Origin of the sequence: Mesorhizobium sp. M0088, assembly GCF_040322895.1 — a bacterium.
In the GTDB taxonomy this organism is placed as follows: domain Bacteria; phylum Pseudomonadota; class Alphaproteobacteria; order Rhizobiales; family Rhizobiaceae; genus Mesorhizobium.
This window is the reverse complement of the sequence record NZ_JAMYUI010000017.1, coordinates 83,000-96,280: the sequence shown is the minus strand read 5'-3', so window position 1 is coordinate 96,280 and position 13,281 is coordinate 83,000. Positions and strand designations below refer to the sequence as shown.

The following is a 13,281-nucleotide window of genomic DNA, read 5'->3' as shown; positions in this document are numbered from 1 at the left end:
CTTGGCAGGCTTTGCCTGTCTGGATCTTTGCATGTAGCAGGTTCTTGTCACAAAACCGCGGGACACTTTTGCGGAACCTGCTTATGTGAAGCCTTGGTGAGGGTCAATCGCGGCTGCGTCATGGGGCGGCGCAAGTGAAGAATTTGGACGGGTAGAGCATATGACACCTATGGAAAAGGCGGGCTGGACGCCACTGCCGCATTCGGACGAGGATCTGGAGCGGTCGAAGAGTGTGCCGGATACGCCGCAGACGCGTGCCGAAACTTACCGGCTCGCCTGGAACGATCCCGACTTCATGACGCGGCGCGAGTTGCGCGCGGTCCGGCTGCAGCTTGAACTCCTGAAACCGGAAATGATCCTGGCCGAACGCGGCATCCGTTCGACGGTGATCCTGTTCGGCGGCGCGCGCCTGCCGGAACCCGGCGGCGAGGCCTGGGCGGCCAAGAACGAGACGCAGAAGAAGAACCTCGAGGAAAACAGCAAATACTATGAGGAGGCGCGGAAATTCGCCCGCCTCTGCTCGCAGCAGTCGGCTACCTCCTATTACCGCGAATATGTCGTGGTGACCGGTGGCGGGCCCGGCGTGATGGAAGCGGGAAACCGCGGCGCCGACGATGTCGGCGCGCCGTCGATCGGCCTCAACATCGTCCTGCCGCACGAGCAGGCGCCGAACATCTATGTGACGCCGGAGCTCTGCTTCAACTTCCATTATTTTGCTATCCGCAAGATGCATTTCGTCATGCGCGCCAAGGCGGTCGCGGTGTTTCCGGGTGGCTTCGGCACGATGGACGAATTCTTCGAGACGCTGACCCTGATCCAGACAGGGCGCATGGAGCGCGTGCCGGTGATCCTGTTCGGCAAATCCTTCTGGAAGCGGGCGATTGATCTCGATTTTCTCGCCGAGCAGGGCACGATCAGCCCCGGCGATCAGGACATCATCGACTTCGTCGACACCGCTGACGAAGCCTGGGGGATCATCAGCCGGTTCTACAAGTTAGGGGAGTAGGGAAATGGGGAATTGAAGAACTGACGAATTGAAGAACTGGGGAACTGGGGGAATCCGTGGAGACCGTCCTTCATTCTTCAATTCTTCAAGTCTTCAATTCCCCTCTTCCTCCCCCTCCACAATCGCCGTCAGAAACCCCGCCAGATCGTCGGTGACGAAATCGACATCATCCTCATTGGCTGGGTCGCGCTCCCAGATCTCGGAAAAGGTCGGCTCGAAATTGCGCGGCACGATAAGCACCGTGGTCATGCCGAGCGACTTCGGCACCGACAGGTTGCGGGCAAGGTCTTCGAACATCACCGCATTGTGGCCGGTGACGGCGTGGAGTTCGGCGAACTTCTCGTAGGTCTGGCGCGCCGGCTTGGGATTGAGCCCGGCGGCGACGATGTCGAAGATGTCGTCGAAATGGTCGAGGATGCCGAGTTGGCGCGCGGTGCGCTCGGCGTGCCTGCGGTCGCCATTGGTGAAGATGAACTTGCGGCCCGGAAGCTGGCGGATGGCGGTGCCGAGAACGGGGTCTGGCACCAGCCATGAATAGTCGATGTCGTGGACCTTCTCGAGGAAATCATCGGGGTCGATGCCATGACGTGTCATCAGGCCGTTCAGCGTCGTGCCATATTCGCGGTAGAGTTCCTTCTGCAACTTGCGCGCATCGTCGCGCGGCAATGCCAGCAGCTCGCCGACATAGGCGGTCATCTTGACGTCGATCTGCGAGAACAGATTCGAATGATGCGGATAGAGCGTGTTGTCGAGATCGAAAACCCAGTCGGTGACATGGGCGAAGCGGGCGGGGTCAGGGAGCGTGGTCATGGGCTCCTTATGGCATGAAACGCGCATTCCGGAAGCGACTTTATCCACAACTTCTGCTCGTTGAGGTTGCGTAAATCGCCTCACGATTCAAATTTTAGGCATCTGGGAAAGGTGGCCTTTAGGGCTTGCTGGCAGAGAGGCAGTCTTGTGGGAGCAAGCGATGAACAGCATAATTCTGAGATCCGCCGCCGTTGCTTTCGCCTCAGTCGCGGCCTCTCTCCTGCTGACCCTGATCATCGTTCCGGCCATGGGATTTCCGGTCAACCGCACGATCTGGCTGACCTCCACCCTCTGTCCGCTGGTGCTGGCGTGGGCTGCCAGCGCAAGCACTTTCTGGCAAAGCGACAGGCTGAAAAACGCGCATCGCGATCTCGCCCGAGCCCATGCCCAGCTCGCCGCCGCGCATCGCCGCCTGGCGGAAAAGGCGAGCCGCGACGACATGACCGGCATGCTCAACCGGGAAAGCTTCTTTGCCGCGCTCGACGGTTCGCGCCGCAAGTCCGATCGCGGCGCGCTGCTGATCATCGATGCCGACCACTTCAAGACCATCAACGACAATTTTGGCCATCTGACAGGTGATGACGCGCTGCTTTTGATCGCCAGCGCGATCCAGCGCGGCGTGCGCAGCGGCGATGTGCTCGGCCGCATCGGCGGCGAGGAGTTCGGCGCCTTCCTGACCGGCGCCACCGAGCAGGAGGCCAAGCGCGTCGCCGAGCGCATTCGCCGCGAAGTGGAGCTGATCCGCTTCCGGCCCGTCGACGAGCGGACCATTCCGCTCACGGTCAGCATCGGCGGTACTGTCTGCAGCGAGGAAGCCAGTGTGTCGGAGCTGATGCGCGCCGCCGACCGGCGCCTCTACCAGGCGAAGCACCAGGGCCGTAACCTGACGATCATCGACACCGGCATTTCCGAGGCGGCGTGATCCGATCTGCCGCAACCGGCCTGTTAAGAAAACTCTAACGCTGTTTGCACTCGGTTGCACCACTTAGCCGGGTTTTCACTGCTTCGCGGCCAAACTTGGCACGATACTGGCTTCCACGGTGATGCATGTGTCGTTCCGGGAATTGCCGTTCTGGGAACGCCATGCAGTGCCGAAGCCCAGCCGAGAGACCAGCCATGAGTTTCATCATCAAGAAAATGTCACGCCGCGCGCTCGTGCAGGCGTTGATCGCATTGCCTGCCCTGTCTTTGTTCCGCAAGTTGCCTGATGCCGATGCAGCCGATCCAGAGCCCAACCCGAACGAGATCGTCGAGGTCAATGGCTGGATTCTGAGGCGGAGCGACCTGGCATGATCTTCGACAGCTACGAGGCGTATCGCGCCGCGAACTTCACCCCAAAAGTGTGCATCCTAGGCTCCGGTCCGGCCGGCACGACCATTGCCCGCAAGCTTGGCGCGGCCGGCATTCCGGTGGTGGTGATGGAGGCCGGTCCGCGCGAATTCAGCGACGAGTCGCAGGACTTTTACCGTGGCAGCACGGTCGGGGATTTTTATTTCGATCTCGACATAACCCGGCTGCGGTTGATGGGCGGCAGTTCCAACCACTGGGCCGGCTGGTGCCGCGTGCTCGACAAGCAGGATTTCGAGCCGAAGGCCTGGGTACCCGATACGGGCTGGCCGATCCGCCGCACCGACATCGAACCCTATCTGCCGGAAGTGCGCGACATTCTCGACCTTCCGGCCCTCCGGCCAGATGTGCCGATCTCGGACGACATTCACTGGGTGCAGCTGATCAAGAGCCCGGCCGTGCGCTTCGCCGAGAAGTTCGGCGATGAACTCGACAAGGCCAAGAACATCGCGGTGGTGCTCAACACTTGTGCCACCGAACTTTCCGGCGACGGCAAACGTGTGACGGGCGCCAGACTGTGGTCGAACGGGCAGGATGCCGGCTCCTTCAGTGCCGACTATTTCATCGTCTGCACCGGCGGGCTGGAGAATTCGCGGCTGCTTCTGTGGTCGAACCAGCGTTCGAACGGCGGCGTCGTGCCGAATGCGACGGCGCTTGGCCGCTACTGGATGGAGCATCCGACCTTCGAGGGCGGCAACGCGATCCTGGCCGACTACAACGCGTTCGAGGTCGACGCCGTCAATGAGGCCTTCTTCTCGCCGACCCTTGCCGCCATGGAGCGGCTGCAGATCATGAATTTCGGCATCCGGCTGATCGAGACGCCGTATCCCGGCGTCAAGAGCCTTATCGCCGACCTCGCCTGCACGGCACCCGACATGGCCGAGTGGATGTCCTCCAAGCTCAGTCAGAGACTGCGCTGCGCCGCCCAGCTCTACGTCGCCTGGGAACAGGCGCCGCTGGCCTCCAACCAGATCGAGTTGTCGAAGACCGATGTCGACCATGCCGGCGTGCCGCGCATCGAATTGCACTGGAAGAAATCCGAACTGGAACATCGCACCCTGCTCGAAGGGCTCAGACTGTTCGGCAAGACGCTGATCGAGAAGAATCTCGGCCGCGTGCGCATTGCCGACTGGATCAGCAACGGCCAGGACTATCCGACCAATGACGAGACGGCGGGCCATCACCATATGGGCGGCACGCGAATGGGCACCGACGTCACCAAAAGTGTGGTCGACGCCGACTGCAAGGTGCACGGCATGGACAATCTCTATGTCGGCGGCTCCTCGGTGTTCTGCACGTCGGGCCAATGCAACCCGACGACGACGATCACCGCGCTGGCCTGCCGGCTGGGCGAGCATCTGAGCAAGGTGGTCACCGCCTGACGGTTCTGCGCTATAACGTCGCCGGGTCGAGCGCCGGCTGGTCCTTGCGTCGGGCGACGATCGCCGCGAAATCGGCGGTCTGGAAGGCATCGCGCAAGGCGTCGAAGGACGGCAGCACGAAATAGGCGCGCTGGAACTTGTCGATCTCGTAGCCGGTGCGCATCACCGTTTCCAGGTCGAAGGGCACGTGGTGGGCGTCCTTGCCTTCGACCGCGAACTGCAGCTCGGTAAACGACGACATCAGGCCGGCGCCAAAGGCCTTTAGCGGCTGGCCGGCCTCCTGCATCAAGCCGTATTCGGCCGTGTACCAGTAGAGCCTGGAAATCATCTCGTCGCCGCCCAGCGCGATGATGTCGCCGGCCTTCTCGCCATACATCTGCATGAAGTCGGCGAACACCGGTTGCGACAGCGCCGGCACGTGGCCGAAGAAATCATGGAACATGTCGGGCTCGACAATGTAGTCGAGCTCCTGCCTGGTCCGCAGCCAGTTGGTGACCGGGAAGCGGCGATCGGCGAGATGATCGAAAAACGGGGCCGCGGGAATGAGACCGGGCACCGCGACGATCTCCCAGCCGGTCAATTTGCGCAGCTTGGCGCTGACCTCGTCGAAATCGGGAATACGGTCGAGCAGGCCAAGTTTTTCGACGCCGTCGAGATAGGAATGGTGGGCGAGCCTGCGCGTCAATTTGGTCTGGCGGTCGCACAGCGTGCGCCACACCGCCTGCTCTTCTTCGCTGTAATCGTAACCCTGGGACACGGTGAAATCGGCGCGGCAGACCGAATAGTCACCGCGCAATCCTTGCGCCGCGCAGTCGCGGGCATATTCGGCAACGCTCATCGTCGTCATGGTTTTCCTCCTCGCAAATCATGAATGGCTGACGTGCCGAAAGGCTAACCGGATTTGCCGAGGCAAATCGGTTTTGATGATGGCTCGAACGGAATATTTGGGATAACATCCACTCACAAAACCCTCTATCGGAGTGAAAATGCCTCAATTCGACGATTTCGAGATCAAGATGCTCGATGTCCTGCAGCGCGACGGGCGCAAGCCGGTTTCCGAACTGGCGCAAGAGATCGGCCTGTCGACGACGCCGTGCGCGCGGCGCTTCGAGGCGCTGCAGGAGGCCGGCATCATCAAGGGATTTGCCGCGGTGATCAGCCGCCGCGCGGTCGGCCTGATGGTCGAGGTGTTCATCCAGGTGCGCCTGGTCAGCCACAGCGACGGCTCGCCCGAAAGCTTCATCGCCGCCGTGCAGCGCATGGACGAGGTGTCCTCGTGCTGGACGATGACTGGCGACCATGACTTTCTACTGCATGTCATGGTGCCGTCGGTCGACGAACTCAACGCCTTCGTTATGCACCGGCTGATGCGGCTCGACGGCGTGCGCGACGTCCACACGCAGTTGGTGCTGCAGAACATCAAGGGGCCGGGCCATGTGCCGCTCGGGCATCTCAGGCGATGACAATGCCTCTCTTCGCACTCCTTGGGGAAAAGCTGCACGCAAACTGCTGAAACGGGCCAAGCGCGTGTCCACATCGCCGGCCAGCTTGCGCGGACCAACCGCCCAGAGGTCCGCCATGAAAATCGTCCTGATCAATCCGCCGCACACCGCCATCGGCAGCCGCGTGCCCGACGATCACCTGCCGCCGCTCGGCCTTCTGGCGATCGGCGGGCCTCTGATCGATGCCGGGCACGAAGTACAGCTCGTCGACGCCGAATTCGGACCGATGCCGCTCGATGACGTCGTGCGCGACGCACTGGAGGACCACCCCGACTTCGTCCTGATCGGCCATTCCGGCTCGACCTCGGCGCACCCGACCGCCTTGCTGATCGCACGCATGATCAAGGAGAGGGAGCCGGCGACCATCATCATCTATGGCGGCGTTTTCCCTACCTATCATTGGCGCGACATCCTGGCCGCTACCGATGCTTTCGACTTCATCGTGCGCGGCGAGGGCGAGGCGACCGTCGTGGCGCTGGTCGAGGCGCTGGAAATGCACCAGCCGCCGGCGAGCGTGGCCGGCATCGCCTATCGCGACGATCTCAGCCGCCCCTTCGCCACACAGGCCGCCATGACCATTGCCGACCTCGACGCCTACCGCGTCGGTTGGGAGCTGATTGAGCACTCGCGGTACAGTTACTGGGGCGGCAAGCGGGCCGTGGTCATGCAGTTTTCGCGCGGCTGTCCGCATCTGTGCAATTATTGCGGCCAGCGCGGCTTCTGGACCCGCTGGCGGCATCGCGATCCGGTGAAATTCGCCAGGGAGATCGCCTGGCTGCACCGCGAGCACGGCGTCGAGTTGATCAATCTCGCCGACGAGAATCCGACGGTCTCGAAGAAAGCCTGGCGGGCCTTCCTCGACGCCCTTATCGCCGAGAACGTGCCGGTGCTGATCGTGGGTTCGACCCGCGCCGATGACATAGTGCGCGATGCCGACACCCTGCATCTCTACCGCAAGGCCGGCGTCATCCGCTGGCTGCTCGGCATGGAAAACACCGACGAGCAGACGCTTCAATTGATCCGCAAGGGCGGCAGCATCTCATCCGACCGCGAGGCGATAAGGCTGCTGCGCCTCAACGGCATCCTGTCGATGGCGACCTGGGTCGCCGGCTTCGAGGACGAAGGGTTCCGCGATCTGTGGCGCGGCTTTCGCCAACTCATCGCTTACGACCCCGACCAGATCCAGGCGCTCTATGTGACGCCGCATCGCTGGACGCCGTTCTTCCGCATCGCGCGGGATCGCAAGGTGATCCAGCAGGATGCGCGCCTGTGGGACTACAAGCACCAGGTGCTGCAGATGACGCGGCTGAAACCCTGGATGCTGTTCTTCAGCATCAAGCTGATCGAGTTGGCGGTGCAATCGCGGCCGAAGGCGCTGGCCCGCATCCTGTTCCACAAGGATCCCGAGCAGCGCCATTCGATGCGCTGGTACACCCAGATGGGCCGCCGCGTGTGGTTCCGCGAGGTCTGGGGCTTTCTGGTCCGCGACATCAGGGTGAAAGACGGCCCGACGCTGGCCGAATTCTGGGGCGCGCCGCAGGACGCCGAGGAGGAATCGATGACGGTTTCACGGCCGGCCAGAAAGCTCGCCATTCCCACCATCGGCAATATTGAAGATTCCGAGGCGAAAAAGTTAGCCGGCTGACGAGCCCCTCAGGGCACGATCAGCGTGCCGGCGCCATGTTCGGTGAACAGTTCCAACAGCACCGCATGCGGCGTCTTGCCGTTGAGGATGACGACGCCTTCGACACCGCGTTCGATCGCTTCGATGCAGGTCTCGACCTTGGGGATCATGCCGCCCGAGACCGTGCCGTCCTTGATCAGCGCCTTGGCCTCGGCCACGGTCAGTTCGTCGATCAGCTTCTTGTTCTTGTCGAGCACACCAGGCACGTCGGTGAGGAACAGCAGGCGCGTCGCCTGGCAGGCGCCGGCAATGGCGCCGGCGAAGGTGTCGGCATTGATGTTGTAGGTGTGGCCGTCGCGGCCTGGCGCCACCGGCGCCAGCACCGGGATCATTTCGGAGCGTGCCAGAAGATCGAGCAAGGTGCGGTCGACCTCGACCGGCTCGCCGACGAAGCCGAGATCGAGCACGCGCTCGATGTTGGAGTCCGGATCGATCATGGTCTTGCGAGCCTTTTCGGCGAAAACCATGTTGCCGTCCTTGCCGCAGAGACCGATCGCCCATTCGCCCTCGGCGTTGATCAGCGCGACGATCTCCTTGTTGATCGAACCGGCCAGCACCATTTCGACGATCTCGACCGTCTTCTGGTCGGTGACGCGCAGGCCGCCCTCGAACTTCGATTCGATGCCCATCTTGGCCAGCATGGCGCCGATCTGCGGGCCGCCGCCATGGACGACGATCGGGTTGACGCCGGACTGCTTGAGCAGCGCGATGTCGCGCGCGAAGGCCTTGCCAAGCTCAATGTCGCCCATGGCATGGCCGCCATATTTCACCACGACCGTCTTGTGTTCGTAGCGCTGCATGTAGGGCAGCGCCCGCGACAACAGGGCTGCCTGCATTTCGGCGGTGGCGGTTATTTCCGTCATCGGCTTGGTTCCCGGCTTTTTATTTTAAGCACGTCGCTGTCCCAAAACCGCTGGACACTTTTGGGCGACATGCATCAGGTAAGGACGGCGGCGTCTTAGCGGGAATTGGCGCCGCCCGCAAATGGCTTTGCTGTCATATTCAAGCGCTTCACGACCTCGTCATCGTGTCGGCACCATCAGCGGCGCCCTGCGGTCCAGCCAACCCGAGATCTTCTCCATCTGCGCGGCGAGCGACAAAAGCGTCTCCTCGTCGCCCGGACGGCCGGCCGCCTGGACGCCGAGCGGCAGGCCGGCGTCAGTGACATGGACCGGCAGCGCGATCGACGGCTGGCCGCTGACATTCTGGATCGCCGGCCAATGGGTGAACCAGAGGCTCTTGTCCATCAGCTGGCCGAAGAATGGCTTCAGCTTCAGCAAGGGAGTGAGGTGAAGCTTGTCGAGCAGGTTTTCGATGAACTCGTCGGCGCCTTTCGGATCCATGGCGCCGCAGGCGAGCGGCGGGTGGGCAATGACCGGCATCAGCACGGCGTCGTACTGCACGGTCTCCGAAATCAGCTGCCGCGAGGCGGCATGCAGCCGCTGCAGGTCGGCATAGGTCTCGCCGGCCGACACCATTTCGCCGAAGCGGGCGAGCACCCGCGTCGCCCGCTCGATGTCGCCGGTAACGGAACGGCCGACACGCAGCGCTTCGGCCCGCATCGTGCCGGCGACTGCGGAGGCAACCGTCCTGCAGAAATCGGCGAAGAACTCGCGGCCGATAAAGGGTAGGTCGATCTCCTTGATCGTGTGGCCGCCCTCGCGGGCAAGCGCCATCGCCGTGTCGAGCGCCTTGAGCGTCTCGTCCGAGATCGGCAGGCCAAGCGGGGATTTGCGGTACACGGCCAGGCTGAGCTTGCCGGGATCGCGCGCGGCAGCGGCCGCGAACGTGCCCTTCGGCGGCGGCGCGGCATAGGGCGACAGAGGATCGGACCCATGGGTGAGGTCGAGCAGCAGCGCGCAATCACGCACCGAACGGGTGAGCGCATGGTCGACGACCATGCCGTACCAGCTTTCGCTCACCAGCGGCGTCAGCGGGGTGCGGCCGCGCGACGTCTTCAGGCCGACAAGCCCGGTGCAGGCGGCAGGCACGCGGATCGAGCCGCCGCCATCGGAGGCATGCGCCACCGGCACGACGCCGGCGGCGACCAGTGCAGCCGCACCACCCGACGAGCCGCCGCTGGTGTGACCGGTGTTCCACGGATTGCGGGTGATGCCGAAGGCCCTGGATTCGGTCATCAATCGAAGCCCGTGCTCCGGCGATGTCGAGGTGACGATCGGGATAAGTCCGGCAGCGATGTAGCGGTCGGTCAGCACCGAATTGACATCGGCCAGCCATGCCGGAATGCGGCTGCCGCCATGCGTCGGCACGCCCCTGATGGCGATGCCGAGATCCTTGATGGCGAAGGGAACACCGGCCAGCGGCAGCGAGGGGTCGACGGTCTTGGCGCGGGCCCGCGCGGCATCGTAGAGCGGTTCGGCCGTGGCATTGATGTCGGGACGGGTGGCCTCGGCGCGGGCAATCGCGGCGTCGGTCAGCTCGACGGCCGAAACCTCGCCCTTGCGGACCAGATCGGCGAGGCCCGCGGCATCTTCTTCCCAAAGGATCCGTTCGACCGACATGCGCGCTCCCCCCATCACTGAGGGCAAGCTAGCCAGTGGCGATTCCATTGGCAATCGGTCGACGGACCCGGCTGGCGACACACAAAAGCTTAGGCGTGCACAAGGTTATTTCCGCCGTTGCAAATACATTGCAATCGCCTAACTTGCCGCAGATGACGCCGCAGGACATCACCAAGCTGATCGTCCGGACTTCGATGAAGGATCGGGCCGCGTTCGATCTGCTTTACCGGCAGACCAGCGCGAAACTTTTTGGCGTCTGTCTTCGTGTATTGAACGACCGGGGAGATGCGGAAGAAGCGCTACAGGAAGTCTTCGTCAAGATATGGACGAAGGCGGATCGTTTTGCCGTCTCCGATCTAAGCCCGATCTCCTGGCTGGTGGCAATTGCGCGTAATCATGCGATCGATCGCATACGAGCGCGGCGCAGGCCTGCCGCCGACATCGATGCCGCGCTCGACGTGGCCGATCCGGCGCCGGGGCCTGAAGCGATGGCGGTGGCGGGAGACGAATCCGAACGTATCCACCATTGTCTCGATGAGTTGGAGAAGGACCGGGCAGCCGCCGTCCGGGGCGCCTATCTCAAGGGCGAGAGCTATGCCGAACTGGCGGAGCGCCATGGCGTGCCGCTGAACACGATGCGTACATGGCTGCGCCGCAGCCTGTTGAAACTCAGAGAATGTCTGGAAAGATGACGCTGGCAGAAGACACAGGACCGGAACGTGGAGGCGACGACCTGCTCGCCGCCGAATACGTTCTCGGCGTGCTCGATGCCGACGAACGCCAGATCGTCGCCCGCCGCATCGATGCGGATACGGTTTTTGCTCGTCTTGTCGAGGGATGGGAGGTCCGTCTCTCACCGCTGGCCGCCGCCTACCCGGAAATCGAGCCGCCGGTTTCGGTGAAGACCGCGGTCGACCGCCGGCTGTTCGCGAACGCTGCCGCCGTGACCACGCCCGCCGAATCGCGCGGCGGCCTGTGGTCCAGCCTCGCTTTCTGGCGCGGCCTTGCCGCGGCTGCGGTTGCGGCACTGGCGATTTACATTGCCGTGCCAGTCCTCAACCCGCCGGTCGAGGAGCCGCAGGCGCGCCTCGTCGCTTCGCTGGCCGCCGAAGGCAGCGACGTCAGATATCTTGCCGTCTACGACGCCGCGCATCACGAAGTCGGCCTGTCGCATGTCTCCGGTGAGCGTGCTTCCGGCAAGGACTTCGAGCTGTGGATGATCGAGGGCAAGAACCCGCCGGTCTCGATGGGCGTCATTCCGACCGGTGCTACGGCACATATCGTCGTCTCGCCGGCGGCCCAGCAGAAGCTTGCCCAGGGCGCGGTGCTTGCCGTCAGCCTCGAGCCGTCAGGCGGTTCGCCGACCGGACAGCCGACCGGACCGGTGGTCGCCGCCGGCGACCTGAAGAGCATCTGACCGGCTCTTGGCGTCGCCAGACTCAAAATAGAGTACCTGAAGTGTATCTCCCACCTTCCACGCCCGTAGACAGCATGGTAGCCGGCAAGCCGTTGCGTGGCAAAATCTCTTCGGCATCCCGGGCAAAATAAAAAATAATAATATTTCTGAAACTCCCGCACTTCTGTTCCGTATCTCCTCGCGTCCCCAAAAATGGGAAGAGAAACCCGAGGAGTTTGACATCATGCGTAGATACGCCACCCTTTTGCTCGCCGGTACGATCGCCATTTCGGCCCTTGCCACCGCTGCCTATGCCGAAAACCCGATGGTTGGCGGCGCCGCGATGTATGCTAACAAAAACATCGTCGAGAACGCCGTGAACTCGAAGGACCACACCACGCTGGTCGCCGCCGTGAAGGCCGCCGGCCTTGTCGAAACGCTGCAGGGCGCCGGTCCGTTCACCGTGTTCGCTCCGACCAACGAAGCCTTCGCGGCTCTTCCGGCCGGGACGGTCGAGACGCTGCTCAAGCCTGAAAACAAGGACAAGCTCACCAAGATCCTGACCTGCCATGTCATCGGCGCCAAGGCGATGGGGGCGGATGTCGCCGCGATGGCCAAGGCTGACGGCGGCGCCCACAAGGTCAAGACGGTCGGCGGCTGCGAGCTGTCGCTCAAGGCCGACGGCGGCAAGGTCACCGTCACCGACGAGAACGGCAATGTCGCCAATGTGACGATCGCCGATGTCGAACAGTCCAATGGCGTCATCCACGTCATCGACAAGGTTCTTTTGCCCAAGATGTAACAAGGGGATTGCTGCCGGCGAACTGGCAGCAAGGGCCCTCCGTCGATTGCACGATCCCGCTCCCGTGATCCGCAATTGACCCGCGCACTCCGCGCCGCCCATATTCGGATGTGGGAGGGCGCGGAGTGTTCGTTCGAGGGGGCTACCGTCACCGGCTTTTGATTTCCGCGCGGCGGTATAGTTTGGCAAAAGGACATCAGGAGGAACCGGTCATGAACCGTCGCGACTTTCTTTTGAGCGGTGCCGCCGCCATCGGCGTCGTCGGGGCCGCAGCAACGATGCTGCGCATGGGCGATCCGCAGGCAGCACAGGCCGCCGAAAAATTCGAAGTCACCAAGACCGACGCCGAGTGGAAAGCCATCCTGTCGCCGGCCGCCTTCGACGTGCTGCGCAAGGAAGGCACGGAGTATCCCGGCACCAGCCCGCTGCTCAACGAACACCGTAAGGGCATCTTCGCCTGTGCCGGCTGCGACCTGCCGGTCTATTCGTCGGAGACGAAATTCGATTCCGGCACCGGCTGGCCGAGCTTCTGGCAAGAGATCCCCAAGGCTATCGGCACGACCGTGGACCGCTCGCTCGGCATGACGCGCACCGAGGCGCATTGCCGCCGCTGCGGCGGCCATCTCGGCCACGTCTTCGACGACGGTCCAGCGCCGACCGGCCTGCGCCACTGCATCAACGGCGTCGCGCTGACCTTCAAGCCCGCCACAACCTGACAAATTCCAACTGGATATGAAAAACTCCGGGCTTGCGGCCCGGAGTTTTTTGCGCGGTCAGAGCTTTTTCGGGCGTGGACTGGAGGAGCTTCCCGAAACAGCTGCCCACGTATC

14 protein-coding genes are annotated in these 13,281 nt (G+C 63.0%); 10 read left to right on the top strand and 4 right to left on the bottom strand.

All coding sequences use genetic code 11. The annotated features are described in order from the left end of the window. The first annotated feature begins 160 nt into the window (after positions 1–160). Complete coding sequence (locus NKJ67_RS21155) at positions 161–1,006, top strand: LOG family protein (protein WP_013528481.1); 846 nt, start codon at positions 161–163, stop codon at positions 1,004–1,006. A 93-nt stretch (positions 1,007–1,099) separates the two neighbouring features. Here the strand turns inward: NKJ67_RS21155 and NKJ67_RS21150 are convergent, their stop codons facing one another. Next, positions 1,100–1,816, bottom strand: a complete 717-nt coding sequence (locus tag NKJ67_RS21150; protein ID WP_127808367.1) for a pyrimidine 5'-nucleotidase — start codon at positions 1,814–1,816, stop codon at positions 1,100–1,102. Between the two features lie 160 nt (positions 1,817–1,976). Here NKJ67_RS21150 and NKJ67_RS21145 point away from each other — a divergent pair, with 160 nt between their 5' ends. The 3 genes from NKJ67_RS21145 (at position 1,977) to NKJ67_RS21135 (ending at position 4,545) form a co-directional block, all read left to right on the top strand. Then, the gene (locus NKJ67_RS21145; RefSeq protein WP_352582848.1) at positions 1,977–2,738 is read left to right on the top strand and encodes a GGDEF domain-containing protein; all 762 of its coding nucleotides are present in this window, start codon (positions 1,977–1,979) and stop codon (positions 2,736–2,738) included. A 194-nt stretch (positions 2,739–2,932) separates the two neighbouring features. Then, positions 2,933–3,109, top strand: coding sequence for a hypothetical protein (locus NKJ67_RS21140; RefSeq protein WP_127269433.1), 177 nt, complete (start codon positions 2,933–2,935; stop codon positions 3,107–3,109). Further along, positions 3,106–4,545 carry a GMC oxidoreductase gene (locus NKJ67_RS21135; protein ID WP_352582846.1) on the top strand — a complete coding sequence of 480 codons (1,440 nt, stop codon included), beginning with the start codon at positions 3,106–3,108 and terminating at the stop codon, positions 4,543–4,545. The genes NKJ67_RS21140 and NKJ67_RS21135 overlap by 4 nt, the downstream gene beginning before the upstream one ends. A 10-nt stretch (positions 4,546–4,555) precedes the next feature. On the opposite strand, the gene phhA is transcribed toward NKJ67_RS21135, so the two are convergent. Next, positions 4,556–5,392: a phenylalanine 4-monooxygenase gene (phhA, locus tag NKJ67_RS21130; RefSeq protein ID WP_127272324.1), complete on the bottom strand. Its 837-nt coding sequence runs from the start codon at positions 5,390–5,392 to the stop codon at positions 4,556–4,558. 139 nt (positions 5,393–5,531) lie between these two features. Here phhA and NKJ67_RS21125 point away from each other — a divergent pair, with 139 nt between their 5' ends. Both NKJ67_RS21125 and bchE read left to right on the top strand, forming a co-directional pair. Next, positions 5,532–6,008: an Lrp/AsnC family transcriptional regulator gene (locus tag NKJ67_RS21125; RefSeq protein ID WP_027040109.1), complete on the top strand. Its 477-nt coding sequence runs from the start codon at positions 5,532–5,534 to the stop codon at positions 6,006–6,008. 115 nt (positions 6,009–6,123) lie between these two features. Next, positions 6,124–7,692, top strand: coding sequence for a magnesium-protoporphyrin IX monomethyl ester anaerobic oxidative cyclase (bchE, locus tag NKJ67_RS21120; RefSeq protein WP_352582843.1), 1,569 nt, complete (start codon positions 6,124–6,126; stop codon positions 7,690–7,692). Between the two features lie 8 nt (positions 7,693–7,700). Here bchE and argB read toward each other — a convergent pair whose 3' ends face one another. Further along, the gene (argB, locus tag NKJ67_RS21115) at positions 7,701–8,594 is read right to left on the bottom strand and encodes an acetylglutamate kinase (protein ID WP_013528489.1); all 894 of its coding nucleotides are present in this window, start codon (positions 8,592–8,594) and stop codon (positions 7,701–7,703) included. 159 nt (positions 8,595–8,753) lie between these two features. Beyond that, on the bottom strand, positions 8,754–10,253 hold the full coding sequence (locus tag NKJ67_RS21110) for an amidase (RefSeq protein WP_352582841.1): 1,500 nt from the start codon (positions 10,251–10,253) through the stop codon (positions 8,754–8,756). A gap of 152 nt (positions 10,254–10,405) precedes the next feature. On the opposite strand from NKJ67_RS21110, the gene NKJ67_RS21105 reads away from it, so the two are divergent. From NKJ67_RS21105 to msrB, 4 genes are all read left to right on the top strand, one after another. Further along, entirely contained in the window at positions 10,406–10,945 is a 540-nt protein-coding gene (locus tag NKJ67_RS21105) for a sigma-70 family RNA polymerase sigma factor (protein ID WP_127267227.1), read from the top strand. Continuing rightward, complete coding sequence (locus NKJ67_RS21100) at positions 10,942–11,670, top strand: anti-sigma factor (protein WP_127267218.1); 729 nt, start codon at positions 10,942–10,944, stop codon at positions 11,668–11,670. The genes NKJ67_RS21105 and NKJ67_RS21100 overlap by 4 nt, the downstream gene beginning before the upstream one ends. A gap of 223 nt (positions 11,671–11,893) precedes the next feature. Further along, on the top strand, positions 11,894–12,451 hold the full coding sequence (locus tag NKJ67_RS21095) for a fasciclin domain-containing protein (RefSeq protein ID WP_352582839.1): 558 nt from the start codon (positions 11,894–11,896) through the stop codon (positions 12,449–12,451). A gap of 212 nt (positions 12,452–12,663) precedes the next feature. Further along, entirely contained in the window at positions 12,664–13,167 is a 504-nt protein-coding gene (gene msrB, locus NKJ67_RS21090) for a peptide-methionine (R)-S-oxide reductase MsrB (protein WP_352582837.1), read from the top strand. The last annotated feature ends 114 nt before the right edge of the window (positions 13,168–13,281 follow it).